Raw genomic sequence first — 13,590 nt, forward strand, 5'->3', positions numbered from 1 at the left:
CTATTCGAATATATCTTTCGTTAGTTTTTTTTCTGATTTTCGGAATTCCAATTTCCGGGAACCATCCACCCTCCTTCGGAGTAAGCGACGCAGAAGTCCTCTTTTTCCCTAAAGATCGCCGTTCCCGCCGTTCTAACTCTTCGATTCCTAGCGATTTCCCAGGAAAGGATACGATACGATTCTTCGGCTTGTATAGGAGCGAGAATTCGTCCGCTTAACTTGGCTAAGACGATCATTTGCGGATCTTCGACGGATACCGCGAAACCGCCAGGACAATCCAATGCGGCCCAGATCACCTCCTTACGAATCGAACCTGAATCGTCGCTCAGCTCCTTCCAAGGTCGCCAGATCGCGGCGTGCAGATGTTTAAAACCCGGTTGATCGGGAATTTTACCGGAAAAAATTCGCATCCCGTCCTTCTCGTTTCTTTCCGGACCGCAAACGAAACAGGACGGGAAAGGATGTTCGACAAATCCGAGATAACTTCCGGACGCTTCTAAAATCGCGTCCATCGACACGGGTCGCGGTAAATCAAGACGGAAATCCGGCGCAGGCTCCGCTTCCACAGCGACGGAGCCGGAGGAAATATCGACTAACGACGAATAGGTGTTCGGATCGAAATTCACTCGAAGTTCCGTGTCCAAGGGAATCGGAGCCTTGATCTTCACGATCGAAGAAAGGGAATTCAATTTTTTTGCCGCACTCCCCGCGGAAAATCCTCCGTTTCCGCTGAGGGGAGGTCCGCAGAATTTAGAGGGAATGGTAATCGTTTCGTTTTTTAGTTGAATCATAAATATCTCCGACTTTCATCGAGTTGTATTCAGCGAAACGGTCAACCGATTCCGAGGATTTCTTGTTCCTCGATCGAATTAATTGCTTTGCATACAAATCATTTCTGTTACGATAAAACGATGCACCATCCCGATCGAATCGCGCACATTATCAGCGGAATCAGTGATAAGATATTTCTGGATCTGACCTTGAATTATAAGAAGACGAACGCTCCGATGATCACTCCTCCTTTGGGCGCGGTACTTTGCGCTCTTTCGCCGGGAAAAACTTTTTCGATGAAGGAGTTGGCGAGAAAATCTCTGCGAGATCCTTCCACCGTAACTCCTATCGTCGCCAAATTGGAAAAGTTGGAATTTATCAAACGGATCAAATCTCCGAAAGACAATCGGATGTTCGAAGTAACCTTGACACCGCAGGGAAAGCAGGTCCGATCTTCGGTCGTCCGCGCTTCCCGTAAGATGTTTTCGAAAATCTACAGAAACACATCCCAGGAAGAAAGAAGACTGTTGATGAATCTTTTGGAAAAAATAGATTCCGGGCTCTGACGACTTTTTCGGGAAAATGGAAACACGATCAGAACGATCTTAGTAGAGTTTTTCCGTTCGCGTTTATACGTTTAGTTCGAAGCGATGCGAGGAACGAAAGAGTCTCCTCGACGTTGCGACCGCAAGCGCATTGGCGCGATGCGGTTGGTACGAGGTTCGAGCGACCTTAGTCGCGTCCCACGAACCGAAGTGGCAAAGCAATGTGTCGAAGGCCAAGCGAGGGTCGCATGGCGATCCCGAACGAAACGAGGAGACGAAGTTAGGCGACGTTTCGTATGTGTTTAATAATCTGCCTCGTACCCGTGTCCATTTTTTCCATAAAAAATAAGCCATTTTGCAAGGGAAAAAAGAATATGTAATTTTGCATCCATTGAATCCCCTTCACTTTTTGGTGGAATCCTTATTGATTTTAGATATTCTAAATTATGTTTGATTGCTAATTTATCTGCAATATCCATAAGTCTATTTCCGTAATCTAATGCTTCGTGAGACAGTTTAGAAATCCATGCTTCAGATGTTAATTTTTCACCGATTAAATCTTCACAATCTCTGAGAAACTCACCTCGAAACACATTTGCATCAGCGACAGGAGATTGATACATTGGAACACCCTCAAGCTCTTTTGCTAATTCTATTACATAGTATCCATTGTAATTTTGAAAAAATTCTTCTTTTTCTATAGATTTGTCAGTTGTTTCATAAAGAGAATTGAGCCACATATTTGCTTCGAAATCTCTTCCGACCATAGGAGCTTTTATGGTTTCGAACGGTGAAATTTGTAATTCATTCCAAATAACCAAAAGCTGTTCGAATGTATTTTCTTTTTTTCCTAATAGCTTCTCGATTAAATTAATTTTTTGTTTTTCTCGACTCTGAAGAATATTAAAGATTTTGATGTATTCGTTTTCGTATCCAGGTTTAGGCTTACCTAAAGGTCTCATATCTAATCCCATATTGATCTCATTATTTATTAAATTTTCGAACTGTCGTCTAACGAAATAGGCTTCTCGACGTTTGCGTTCCCGGAGCGCCTGCGCGAAGGGATTTTAATTCGGCTTGAGTGAGCCATAGCGAACGTCTTGCAAGCTGAGTTTAAAAGCAAATGTGCCGAAGGCCAAGCGAGAGTTGCGATAACAATCTCGAAGCGCAGTGAGAAGCCGCAGTTAGGCCATGCGATCGCATATTACTTATAACTGTCTTTTCGTTGATCAATATCAACAAAGACGACTAATAGCTCATTATCTTTTATAAGATAAAATAATCTATATTTTCCAATGCGATATCTATAAAGGCTATCGAAATCACCTTTAAGTTTCTTTATATTAGGTCCAAAGAATGGGTTCTTTTTTAAAATTGGATAAACGTAATCGATTAGCTTCTTTTGAAGTTGAGAAAATTGACGATCTTTTAACTTACTTTGAAATAATTCTGTCTCTGCTATTTTATATTCAACGGACAACTTTATATTTTCCCTGAGCTGCTTCCTTAATACCTTTCTTTAAAGATGAAACAAGTTGCTTATCAGAGAGAATTTCGTCCATTTCTTCATCTGAAGCATAGAATTCGTTCGTTAAATATTGAATAGCTGCGTTTTCAACGAAATTAGAAATTGTCCTCCGCTCTCCTTCCGCAGCTTTTTTGAAAATATCATAAATTGGATCATCAATTCTTAGAGTAATCGTCTTTGACATGTTTGAATACCTTCATTTTTATTCAAAATATATCATTATAATTCTTTTGTCAAACCGCTTTTGAAACCGAAAAGCGTTCTATAATCTGTTTGCTTTTCAAAGCTACCTTTTACTATAAAGTTTAGCGGTCATGTCGCCTAACTGCAGTTATACGTAGCGGCGTTCGTGATTGGGACAAATCCTCAATCCTCAGATTCTGTACTCGCTTCAATTTCTTAGGAAGTCTTACCTCTTGACTTCTTCCGTCGATAAATAATTTTGCGGTTTGTATAAGACATGATACGCACCCTATCAATCCGAAAAATACCGATTCCTTAGCCGTTTTTCGCGAACTTCCGCCTAACTCTTTTTTACCGAATCCGATTCCACGGCGATGACCGTGATGTCGTCGTAACGAAGGTTGTCCCCTCTCGTCAATTCTTCGATCTTCAGTATTTCCTCCACAAGAACGGGAAGGGCAGTATTCCTTCCCTCGTGTAAGGTTTTGGTTATGAGTTCCATATTGTATTGTTTCGTATTTAAGGAATCCTTCATGCGATTTTCGATCAACCCGTCCGAAAAAAGGAGAAGTCTGGATCCCGCCGGAAACGGAATCGTTTTGGATGCGATATCGAGTGTTTCAAATAAACCTAATATAGGTCCGGTCTTTTGAATCAGGGAGGGAAATTCGTTCGGCAACTGCAGAATCTGATCCGGATGTCCCGCCGAAGAATACGTGAATTCCTCCCGTTCGATATCGATATCTCCGATCAAACAAGGAAAGATACTTTCCAAAGAATCGAACTTTTTCAAGAACCTGAAATTCAGTTCCTTAAGAATCTGTCCAGGGTTCTCGAGATTTTTGAGTTCTTCGTATTCCGTTTTGAGAGCCATCGTCATCAGGGAAGCCTGCACTCCGTGGCCCACCGCGTCCGCGATGACGACGCGCACTTTACCGGGAGCGATTTCGGATATATCGAGAAAATCCCCGCCCACCTTCTCCAGAGGTTTGTATTCGTAATGAAAACGGATTCCGGGAATACTTCGATCCAACGGAGTCAGAATTTTCCGCTGAACGTTCTGCGCGATCTCCAACTCCCGATTGATCTGAAGTATATTGTCGTTTAACACCCTGGTCCGATCCTCGATCTTTTGAACGAGTTGTTCCTTCATCTCGAAAAGTTCCAGGTTGGAAGTTCTCAAATTGAGCGCCAATTCCCTGGTCTCCGCGAACTTCCTGGACCTCTCCGAAGCGAGAAGAAGTGACTGCAGAAAAACGAAAAATACGAGCGCGTAGTGGGAGGTCTGAATACTTCCGGTTTTCAGAATACGCACGTAAAAAAGATCGACCAATACCGCGATAAACAAAATCCCCGAACCGTAAAGGATATACGTATAATTTTTTTCCTTATCGAAATCTATCTTAAGAATCGTATAAAACAGATACGAGATCGTCAGAAGGATGAAATAGTGATAAACGGAGATGTTCTGATTATTGAACTGCACGTCTCCGAAAAGCGTGACTACCGTAAACAAAACCGAAAAGATAATCCCTCCGTTGATGATTTTCCTGTTTACGTACGGCGCGAACACCGAACTGAAAAACAGAAGAAAAAAGGGAACACTGACCGAAAGAGTCAGGTGATTGATTTTGTTGATCCAAGACCAGGGAATCTGAGGGAAAAATAACATTATAATTTTTGAATTCGTAATGGCGGTCCGCATACATATGACGAGGCTGTACATCCCGAAGTACAACGGCGATACGCTGCTTCGAAGATAAAGATATTGGAATATATGATATATCCCCATGATCAAAAGGCTGCTGAACGAGAATATGTCGAAAAACAAGGTGATCGCTTTGGAGACGCCGGCGGCGTTCGAAGGACCGATGGAAATCGGCAAAATGACGCCCGGCAAAGTAGAGGAAAAATTGGAGACGAACAGTTCAAGCCGGATCTCCTCCCCCTCCGCGAAAAAAAGAAAGTCCTTGGGTTCGATCCTTGCCTCGGTCGATTCTCCGTCGGTTCCCGGAGTTCCCGCTTCACCAATGGCTTGCCCGTTGACCTTGAGTCGATACGCGGAGGCCACACCTCCGATCGAAACGGAAAGAATTTTTTTCCTCCAGACGTCGGGAAGATAAACATACAGACGATACGTCGCGTATCCGAAGCGGGGAAAACCCTTATGATTTTTGGATTCGTTCGTCCAAGAACCGGGAACGGAAATAAAACCGACGGAATGATTTTCGATCGAATCCTCCGGTTGTTGCAGCCAGTCGAACTCCCACTCGCCGTTGAGTTTGATCATCCCGAATTCGGGATCTTGGATTCCTCGAAGATCGATCTTACCCTGATATGCCCGAAGTCCGTCCCCCGCCTGCCAAGGAGAAGAGATCATGACGAGAACGATCAACGCGAAGGGGCCGATTAGGAAAAAAAATATTTTTGAAAATTGCATCGCGAAAAACAGCCCGTCTCGTAGAGGTTAAAGTCGAAATTCAATTGAGGGTCGTCAATTGCATATAACAACTGACGGAATATAAAACTTAAAAAAATTGTATATGACTGAATCTTTTCGAATTTTTCGAGGAATCTTACCGAAAAAGAGGATAACGCATTGAAAAAAAACGGAAAACGAATCGTTGGGCTGGCATTGGGCAGCGGCTCCGCTCGAGGTTGGTCGCATATCGGCGTTATACGAGTTTTGGAATCCCGCGGTTGGAAACCGGACGTGATTTGCGGGACCTCGATCGGATCCATCGTAGGAGCGTTTTACGCCGCCGGGAAATTGGATCGCCTCGAGGAATGGGTTCAAACCTTGGAATGGAAGGACATACTCGGATTTATGGACATCTCATTCGGAGGAGGTCTGATTCGTGGAAAAAAATTATTGGATTTCTTCGATCGTGAATTCAAAGAGTTGAACTTCGATCATTTGGAAAAAAAATTCGGAGCGGTCGCGACCGACATCGATCGAGGTTCGGAAATCTGGCTTCGAGAAGGATCGTTGCCCGAAGCAGTGCGAGCATCCATATCACTTCCCGGAATATTTTCTCCCGTAAAAATCGGGGATCGATGGCTTGTGGACGGAGGTCTCGTCAACCCGGTTCCCGTTTCTTTGTGTAAGGCGATGGGGGCGGAATTCGTAATCGCCGTGGATCTCAATCAGGATCTTCTCGATCGTAAGGACAAGGATTCCGAAGACGAATCGATGACCAAGGAATCGGATCGTAAATCCTTCCTTTCCAAATTTTGGGGAAAGGACATGGATGAAAATCTGAAAAAGGAAACCGACGAAAAACCGGGAATGATCGAGGTGATGTCCAAGAGCATCAACGTTATGCAGATTCGAATCACACGCAGCAGAATGGCCGGAGATCCGCCCGACGTTACGATCGCGCCGAGACTCAGAAACATTGGGCTTATGGAATTCCACAGGGCGAAGGAATGTATCGAAGAAGGCAAAAAAGCCGCGGAAATGGTCTCCGCGTTTTTGGAGAGCCAGATCTGAAACCGATTCGCAAAAGAACGTCCTCCAAAAAAATCGCGCAACGAATCTTTCCGGATTGCGTTTCTTCCGCAAACCTGGATCCTTTTCTGCGAGGAACCGCGTATACGGCCGGTTCAAGTCTTCAATTTCAAATGAGAATCGAGTCCTTATGAATTCAAAAAAAAATTTCCTCAGTTCCCTGTTCCGTTTTCCGATTCGAACCTTTTTTCTTTTGGCGATTCTGATCCATTGCAACAAAAAGGATACGGTCTCGGTGTTGGAAGTGCGCGACCTCACGGAAAAGGACAATCTCGTGGAAGCGCTTCAGAAAGCGGAAGAGGAATTAAAACGAAAAGGCAACACGGGAGAACTCCTGTACATCCGCGGATGGATCCGTTATCTTCAAAAAAATCAGAAAGCCGCCAAGGACGACTTTCTACTTTGTCTGCAACTGAATCCCGATTCTATGGATTGTAAACGAGGGTTAGGGCTCGTATACGAAGCGGATAAGGATTACGACAAGGCCGAAACCGCATATCGGGAAGCGCTCACAATTTCCGCCAAACACGGATTAGATGCACAAGCCGTACTTCGGGAAAATCTGGGAAATCTTTTTCTACGTCAAAACAGGAGAAAGGAAGCGGCCGAAGAATTCCGAACCTCGGTTTCTCTTTCCGATAAAGGCGACGCTTATTACGGATCGACCCTTTGTATGATGATGGAAGGCGACACGGAAGGGGCGATCGCCTCCTTGGAAAAAGGAGTCACAAAAACGTTCCGCGGAAAGGCTCTCAAATCGGAATCCCACTTTTTATTAGCCAAGTTTTATTACGAAAAAAGAAAAGATCCGATCAAAGCGGAGATCGAGATCAAAAAGGCGATCGAAATTTTTCCTCTTCATAAGGAATATCTGGACGCGCTTCGGACTTATACGAAAGAAAGAATACAATCCGGGCTTTGATTCCGAATGTTCAAAGCGATTTATAGACTCCTATACCGTCAAATCGTCGTTCCGTTTCAGCAGTCGCACGCTCCGGTGCGCGAAATATGTCTCGGGACTTCGATCGGATTGTTCTGGTCCCTCACCCCTTTGATCGGAATCCAGATGTATCTCGGATTGATCACTTGGCTCGTATTGCGGGTTTTCGGAATCCGTTTTTATATGCCGATCGCGATCGCGATGATCTGGATCACGAATCCGGTCACCCTTCCCTTTTTTTATTACGTGTTCTACGTGACCGGCGCTGTGGCATATAACGTTCTAGGTTGGGAAATGGCGACTATGAACTTCGCGAGAATTCTCGAAGTGATCGAACGTTCCTCTTCCCTCGAACTCTACGAGGGCCTGCGTTACTGGGGACGTTTTCTGATCAACGATATGGGAGCGCCCATGTTTTTGGGCGGATTTATGATAGGAATTCCCAGCGCGATCGCCGGATATCCGATCACAAAAATCCTGTTGAACGGTTTCCGAACCAGACAAGCGGAAAAGGAAGGACTCACGCTCGACGAATGGGAAAAAAAATACGTCCGAAAGGACTCCGACAAGGATCGATCGATTTTTAATATTCTAAAAGGCTAATTTAGATCGGACTTTAGAAGTTTCGCCAACTTTTCCGGACTTAAATTCAAGATCGTAGGATCGTTTTCGGCTTGTTTGATCAGTTTTATGATTCCTCGATTGAGGGGAGCGGGATGACCCATCACGTCCGCCAGTTTAACGACTTCCCCGTTGAGGGAATCGATTTCGGTCGGTCTTTTTTTGGTAAGATCCTCCCACATCGAAGATCGGGCCTGAGGATCGATCTTCACCATACCGGATGCGATTCGGAAAAAAAGAAAATCCGGAAGATTTAAAATCAACGGAGCCAGACTCGGAATCATCTTTCCCGAACGAACCGGGTTGATCTCCGCCAGTCTTAGGATTTCAAGAGCTTCGGTCATCAACTTGGAAAGAAGTTTTCGATAACCCGCTCTGGAAATCTCCTCCTTCAACGGAAGACCGGAAAGCGCGTTGAGGGAATTGTTCAAATTAAAGATCAATTTGCCCCAAAGAACACCTTGGATGTTTTTGTGAGTGTTTGCAAAAAGACCGGCGCGATTGAAACCGGAAACGATCGAGCGCGCGGACTTGGAATTCTGGATCACCAAATTCCCGCTCGTGCCGCGATGAAAGCGGCCCTTACCTTCGGAAACTACGTTAAACGGAACCATACCGGCAAGAACTTCCACGGGCAGCTCGCTGAGCTCTTCCCGGAGAATGTCCGCGTTTCTAACCCCGTTCTGAAAACTGATCACGACGGGAAGGGAATTCGAAACCGAATGCAGCTTTTGTCTTTTTTCCAAAAGCCCGCTCAGATCTCTGGAAAGTTCCTTCGTATCCTTGGATTTGACGGTGACTAAAAAAACGTCCGCCTTGATCGTTTCTTCTAAAGAAGTGGAAAAAGGAATCGAATCCGGAGGAAGAACGGTTTCCCTGTTTTCAAAATCCGTGATTCTTGCTCCGAAGGTTTTTAATTCGTTTCGAATTTTTTCCCTTCCGTACAAAATCGTGCGATTTCCGGCCGCAATCAACTTACAACCCAGATAGGTTCCGATACTACCGGCTCCCAAAATTGCGAAGGACGGATTCATAGCGATGGTATGGAATCAGGATGCGGAATTTAATTCTACAACTATTGGTGGTTAGGCGGTAAAAAAACGAAAAAAAAGGATTCCGCATACGCGATACGCACGCGGAATCCTATCTTGCACAGTTACTGGAATTTTAGGAAACTATTGGTTCGCTTTGGCGTTGGAAGCCATCGCGAGAAAATAACCTTCTACGTCATACCAAGTCTGGCCGGACAGAAGCGTGTTGGAAGCCTGTAGGTGATCGACTCCGGTTGTGAAAATTCCGTACGAAGGACCGCCTTTCCAAGTTCCCCATCTTTGAGAACTTGCGGGAACCAAACCGTCGTTGTCTCCGCCTTGTCCGTTAAAAACTCCACCCGCCCAACACGCAGGATAGAGAATTCCCATCAAAGGATGTTGGATCAAATCGGGAATCGTAATGGTGGAACCGTACGAATAATACTTAACGGCAGAACTGTTCGGAGTGTAGCTGTTGAACGAAGCCATTCCACCGGTGGTCAGGGATTTCAGAGCCTTGACCGCGTCTTGTTGTCCTCCTCCGTACACCAACTGAACGACGACACCTAACACCGATGATACGAAAGGTTGCGCCCAACTTGGAATCACTGCGTTTACGATATCAGCGATCGGGGATCCTCTGTGCGGGGAATTCAAAGAGGTAAGCGTAGAAACCTTACCGGACATACCGAGATTGGAAACCATATAACGACTGTCGAGACCGCCTTGTGAGTGACCGATGATGTGCACTTTCGAGAATCCGTTCGCGGCCATATAAACGTTCACTTTGTCCCTAAGTTCCGCGCCTCTCGTCTCGTTGGACTGGGCCGCGGTTTTCGTGGGAGCGTACACGGTGGCACCTTGATTTCTCAAATACGTGTCCATTCCGCCCCAATAATTTACGATGCTGATCACTCCGCTGGAATCGGTTCCCCAGCCGAACAATCCATGAGAAAGAACGATCGGATAAGACCCGGACAATGGTTTAGAAGAAGCTCCCCCTCCGGAAGCCATCAAAGAACCCGTCAAAAGGAAACAAGATACGATCCATAAATTTACTTTGCGCATTTCAAATACCTCAATTCTCTTCACTATTTCAGTTATTCTATTTGGTTGAATTTCGCTTTGTATTCTTCGCTTGCAGTGTCGGAACACCGAGGTAAAAATTTAAACCGACTTCGTGAACTGTCAAGACCAATCGAACGAAATGGCAATTTTTTATATAATGAACGATTGTTTAACGATTTTATTATAAAAGACTCGTTTTATAATTTTAAATCTTTTCAGTGCCTCTCTTATTCTTGCTTGAATTCTAATTTTAACGCATTCTATTGAAAACACTTGTTCTATAATAGAATTTCGCTTCTGATTAAAAAACGATACTATGGCTTATTATAAACTTTCGTTTATGAAAAATAGGATTTCCGAAAAAAGAAGGGGGATTTCTGTCTCTTCCGTTCTCCCTTGTCGATGTATTTTTTGGAAGTGGAAGTAGGACTTGGGTGATATAAATCAAGGTTCGAATCGTAAAATTATGTTTCTATTTTTCCGATATAAAAAGGAAGTTTTCGTACTATGAAATCATCACTTCAAATTCATTTCCTAGGCGCATCGGGAACCGTGACCGGTTCCAAATTTCTACTCGATACGGGAAAAACCAAACTTCTCGTGGATTGCGGGATGTTCCAGGGTTTAAAGGAACTGCGTCTTCTCAACTGGTCGCAACTTCCCGTTCGAGCTTCCGAAATCGACGTGGTTCTTTTGACCCATGGACATTTGGATCATTCCGGTTATATTCCGCGATTGGTCAAACAAGGATTCCGCGGAAAAATTTTAGGAAGCGCTCCGACTTTGGAAATCGCGGAAATCATTTTGAAAGATTCCGGCAAGATTCAGGAAGAAGAAGCGGACCGCGCAAACAAAGGCGGTTATTCCAAACACAAACCCGCACTCCCTTTATACGATCTCAAGGAATCCGTCGATTCAATCTCTTACTTTCGATCGGTGGAACTCGACCAGTGGAAGGACATCGCGGAAGGGATCAGGGTGCGATTCCGATACAACGGTCATATTCTCGGAGCGACGTTCATCGAATTGGAGATTTTCGGAAAAACTTTCGTCTTTTCCGGAGACATCGGAAGGCCGGAAGATATTCTACTCTATCCGCCGCAACGACCGCATAACGCCGATTATATATTCGTAGAAAGTACTTACGGCGACCGCATCCATGAAAAAGGCGTCGAACAACGATTCGCCGATATTCTCAACGAAACCTTGGAGAGAAAAGGTTCGGTCATTCTACCGAGTTTCGCGGTGGAACGCGCGCAAAGTCTGATGTATCTTCTTTGGAAACTCAAATCGGAATCCGTAATTCCCGATGTTCCTATGATCTTGGATAGTCCGATGGGTCGTAACGTTTTCGAGGTGTTTCGCGAATATACGAAATGGCACAAACTCGATCCTTCCGAATGTTCACTGATCTGGGATGCTTTCCGTAAAACAGAATCCGTTAAAGAGACCTATCGTTACGCGGAAGACGAATCTCCTAAAATCGTCATAGCCGGAAGCGGTATGGCCACCGGAGGAAGGGTTCTCACTTATCTTCAACATCATTTGGGAAATCCGAATTCGACGATTTTACTTTGCGGTTTTCAAGCCTCCGGAACAAGGGGAAGGCAACTGAGGGACGGCAATCACGAGATAAAAATCTACGGAAGGTATTACGAGGTCAAAGCCCAGGTTCGCACCATCGACGGCCTTTCCTCGCACGCGGATCAAAAAGAGATCATTCACTGGTTGTCCGCGCTGGAGAAAAAGCCCGAAACCGTATTCATCGTACACGGAGAAACCGGATCCTCCGACGCACTCCGTGTAAAGTTGTCGAACGAACTGGGCATGAACTGCAAAATCCCGAAACTTTTCGATATTACAGAATTAGAATTTTAGAATGTACGAAACTTCAAACACTCTCCGCTTAAAAAACCTGGGAATCGACACGAACCAGGAATACGTCGTTTTTCTAAAACGGGACTGCCCCGCCTGTAAATCGGAAGGTTTCGTCGCGCTCCATCGGGTCGCGGTGACTTCGGGAGACAAACAAATCATCGCATCGCTGAACATCATAGAAACCGAAATTCTGCAGAGCGGACAAGTCGGACTTTCCGAAAGCGCATGGAAGGCGATCGACGCCAAAGAAGGAAACGAAGTCCGTCTTTCCCACCTACAACCGGTGCAATCCATGCACGACGTCAGATCCAAATTGTATGAAAACCGTCTGAACGAGCAATCCTTCGATCGAATCATTGGCGACATCAAGGACGAAAAATATTCCAACATCGAAATCGCCGCTTTCGTAACCGCTTGCGCGGGAGACCGACTCAACCTCGAGGAAATCAAATCGTTGACGAAATCGATGATACGGACCGGTTCCGTATTACATTGGAACGGTCGTAGGATCGTCGATAAACACTGCGTAGGCGGTCTTCCCGGAAATAGAACGACTCCGATCGTCGTTTCCATCGTTGCGGCCGCCGGCGGAATCGTTCCTAAAACTTCCTCACGGGCGATCACTTCTCCCGCGGGAACCGCCGATACGATGGAGGTCGTCACCGAAGTTAATTTGAGTCTTTCGAAAATGAAAGCCGTCGTGGAACAAGAAGGAGCTTGTATCGTTTGGGGAGGTTCTATCGGTTTGAGTCCGGTCGATGATATTCTCATTCGCGTCGAACGGGCTTTGGAAATAGACAGCGTCGGTCAAATGATCGCCTCGGTTCTTTCCAAAAAGGCCGCGGCGGGTTCGACACACGTCGTGATCGACATCCCCATTGGCAAAACCGCAAAAGTAAGAACGGAAGAAGATGCAGAAAAGCTAAAATACTATTTTACGGTCGTAGGAAGGTCGGTCGGTCTCAAAATCAAAACGATCATTTCGGACGGGTCGCAACCGGTCGGAAGAGGAATCGGACCTTCTTTGGAAATGAAGGATTGTATCCAGGTTTTAAAAAACGATCCCGATGCCCCGCAGGATTTGAGACAAAGGGCTTTGACCGTTGCCGGTGCGATGCTTGAATTCGACGATCCCGATATTTTTAAAAACGGAGCGACCGCCGCGGAGGAAATTCTTCGCTCGGGAAAGGCGTGGGAAAAATTCGTCCGGATTTGCGAGGCGCAGGGAACATTCCGCGAACCCGGTTCGGCCAAATTCAAACTCGATATACGATCGACTCGCTCCGGAATCGTAAAGGAAGTGGACAATCGCAAAATCGCCAAAGTCGCACGATTGGCCGGGGCGCCTAACTCCAATTCGGCGGGCGTGTATTTTCTTTCGCCTTGCGGAAAACGAGTGGAAGCCGGAGACATTCTCTACACGATCCATTCCGAATCGGAAGGTGAATTGGAATACGCCTACGAATACGTGCGATCGCAGACCGAAATAATTCAAATTTTATAAATTAACTTAT

General features: G+C 45.4%; 13 protein-coding genes. 6 read left to right on the forward strand and 7 right to left on the reverse strand.

The features are described 5' to 3' along the window. Positions 1 to 20: 20 nt before the first annotated feature. Positions 21 to 791 carry a hypothetical protein gene (locus tag EHQ17_RS11340; protein ID WP_135594457.1) on the reverse strand — a complete coding sequence of 257 codons (771 nt, stop codon included), beginning with the start codon at positions 789 to 791 and terminating at the stop codon, positions 21 to 23. 87 nt (positions 792 to 878) lie between these two features. Between EHQ17_RS11340 and EHQ17_RS11345 the strand changes: the two genes are divergently transcribed. Continuing rightward, positions 879 to 1,337: a MarR family winged helix-turn-helix transcriptional regulator gene (locus EHQ17_RS11345; protein WP_135736181.1), complete on the forward strand. Its 459-nt coding sequence runs from the start codon at positions 879 to 881 to the stop codon at positions 1,335 to 1,337. A 281-nt stretch (positions 1,338 to 1,618) separates the two neighbouring features. On the opposite strand, the gene EHQ17_RS11355 is transcribed toward EHQ17_RS11345, so the two are convergent. The 4 genes from EHQ17_RS11355 to EHQ17_RS11370 form a co-directional block, all read right to left on the reverse strand. Then, entirely contained in the window at positions 1,619 to 2,290 is a 672-nt protein-coding gene (locus tag EHQ17_RS11355) for a hypothetical protein (RefSeq protein ID WP_246057533.1), read from the reverse strand. A gap of 230 nt (positions 2,291 to 2,520) precedes the next feature. Then, on the reverse strand, positions 2,521 to 2,796 hold the full coding sequence (locus EHQ17_RS11360) for a type II toxin-antitoxin system RelE family toxin (protein ID WP_135594453.1): 276 nt from the start codon (positions 2,794 to 2,796) through the stop codon (positions 2,521 to 2,523). After that, a complete protein-coding gene (locus tag EHQ17_RS11365) occupies positions 2,786 to 3,028 on the reverse strand; it encodes a CopG family transcriptional regulator (RefSeq protein ID WP_135594451.1) in 243 nt (80 codons plus the stop codon). The genes EHQ17_RS11360 and EHQ17_RS11365 overlap by 11 nt, the downstream gene beginning before the upstream one ends. Positions 3,029 to 3,367: 339 nt before the next feature. Beyond that, entirely contained in the window at positions 3,368 to 5,467 is a 2,100-nt protein-coding gene (locus EHQ17_RS11370; protein ID WP_135594449.1) for a SpoIIE family protein phosphatase, read from the reverse strand. 159 nt (positions 5,468 to 5,626) lie between these two features. On the opposite strand from EHQ17_RS11370, the gene rssA reads away from it, so the two are divergent. The 3 genes from rssA (at position 5,627) to EHQ17_RS11385 (ending at position 8,081) form a co-directional block, all read left to right on the forward strand. After that, positions 5,627 to 6,520 carry a patatin-like phospholipase RssA gene (rssA, locus tag EHQ17_RS11375; protein ID WP_135736182.1) on the forward strand — a complete coding sequence of 298 codons (894 nt, stop codon included), beginning with the start codon at positions 5,627 to 5,629 and terminating at the stop codon, positions 6,518 to 6,520. 148 nt (positions 6,521 to 6,668) lie between these two features. Beyond that, positions 6,669 to 7,460: a tetratricopeptide repeat protein gene (locus tag EHQ17_RS11380; RefSeq protein WP_135590240.1), complete on the forward strand. Its 792-nt coding sequence runs from the start codon at positions 6,669 to 6,671 to the stop codon at positions 7,458 to 7,460. A gap of 6 nt (positions 7,461 to 7,466) precedes the next feature. Continuing rightward, positions 7,467 to 8,081 carry a DUF2062 domain-containing protein gene (locus tag EHQ17_RS11385; protein ID WP_135590241.1) on the forward strand — a complete coding sequence of 205 codons (615 nt, stop codon included), beginning with the start codon at positions 7,467 to 7,469 and terminating at the stop codon, positions 8,079 to 8,081. Here EHQ17_RS11385 and EHQ17_RS11390 read toward each other — a convergent pair. Both EHQ17_RS11390 and EHQ17_RS11395 read right to left on the reverse strand, forming a co-directional pair. Next, positions 8,078 to 9,133, reverse strand: coding sequence for a 2-dehydropantoate 2-reductase (locus EHQ17_RS11390; RefSeq protein ID WP_135590242.1), 1,056 nt, complete (start codon positions 9,131 to 9,133; stop codon positions 8,078 to 8,080). The two genes, EHQ17_RS11385 and EHQ17_RS11390, sit on opposite strands and share 4 nt — an antisense overlap. A 141-nt stretch (positions 9,134 to 9,274) precedes the next feature. Further along, positions 9,275 to 10,198 (reverse strand): lipase family alpha/beta hydrolase, encoded by a 924-nt coding sequence (locus tag EHQ17_RS11395; RefSeq protein ID WP_135590243.1) that lies wholly within the window; start codon positions 10,196 to 10,198, stop codon positions 9,275 to 9,277. A 507-nt stretch (positions 10,199 to 10,705) separates the two neighbouring features. On the opposite strand from EHQ17_RS11395, the gene EHQ17_RS11400 reads away from it, so the two are divergent. Beyond that, complete coding sequence (locus EHQ17_RS11400; RefSeq protein ID WP_135590244.1) at positions 10,706 to 12,076, forward strand: MBL fold metallo-hydrolase RNA specificity domain-containing protein; 1,371 nt, start codon at positions 10,706 to 10,708, stop codon at positions 12,074 to 12,076. 1 nt (position 12,077) lies between these two features. Further along, the gene (locus EHQ17_RS11405; RefSeq protein ID WP_135590245.1) at positions 12,078 to 13,580 is read left to right on the forward strand and encodes a thymidine phosphorylase family protein; all 1,503 of its coding nucleotides are present in this window, start codon (positions 12,078 to 12,080) and stop codon (positions 13,578 to 13,580) included. Positions 13,581 to 13,590: the final 10 nt, after the last annotated feature.

The sequence above is a fragment of the Leptospira gomenensis genome (assembly GCF_004770155.1).
In the GTDB taxonomy this organism is placed as follows: Bacteria; Spirochaetota; Leptospiria; order Leptospirales; family Leptospiraceae; genus Leptospira; species Leptospira gomenensis.

Bases quoted from the DNA above. Each gene is read 5' to 3' on its own strand.
- EHQ17_RS11390 (WP_135590242.1), bottom strand. From the start codon at position 9,133: ATGAATCCGTCCTTCGCAATTTTGGGAGCCGGTAGTATCGGAACCTAT.
- EHQ17_RS11385 (WP_135590241.1), top strand. From the start codon at position 7,467: ATGTTCAAAGCGATTTATAGACTCCTATACCGTCAAATCGTCGTTCCG.
- EHQ17_RS11380 (WP_135590240.1), top strand. From the start codon at position 6,669: ATGAATTCAAAAAAAAATTTCCTCAGTTCCCTGTTCCGTTTTCCGATT.
- EHQ17_RS11340 (WP_135594457.1), bottom strand. From the start codon at position 791: ATGATTCAACTAAAAAACGAAACGATTACCATTCCCTCTAAATTCTGC.
- EHQ17_RS11370 (WP_135594449.1), bottom strand. From the start codon at position 5,467: ATGCAATTTTCAAAAATATTTTTTTTCCTAATCGGCCCCTTCGCGTTG.
- EHQ17_RS11355 (WP_246057533.1), bottom strand. From the start codon at position 2,290: ATGGGATTAGATATGAGACCTTTAGGTAAGCCTAAACCTGGATACGAA.
- EHQ17_RS11395 (WP_135590243.1), bottom strand. From the start codon at position 10,198: ATGCGCAAAGTAAATTTATGGATCGTATCTTGTTTCCTTTTGACGGGT.
- EHQ17_RS11405 (WP_135590245.1), top strand. From the start codon at position 12,078: ATGTACGAAACTTCAAACACTCTCCGCTTAAAAAACCTGGGAATCGAC.
- EHQ17_RS11365 (WP_135594451.1), bottom strand. From the start codon at position 3,028: ATGTCAAAGACGATTACTCTAAGAATTGATGATCCAATTTATGATATT.
- EHQ17_RS11400 (WP_135590244.1), top strand. From the start codon at position 10,706: ATGAAATCATCACTTCAAATTCATTTCCTAGGCGCATCGGGAACCGTG.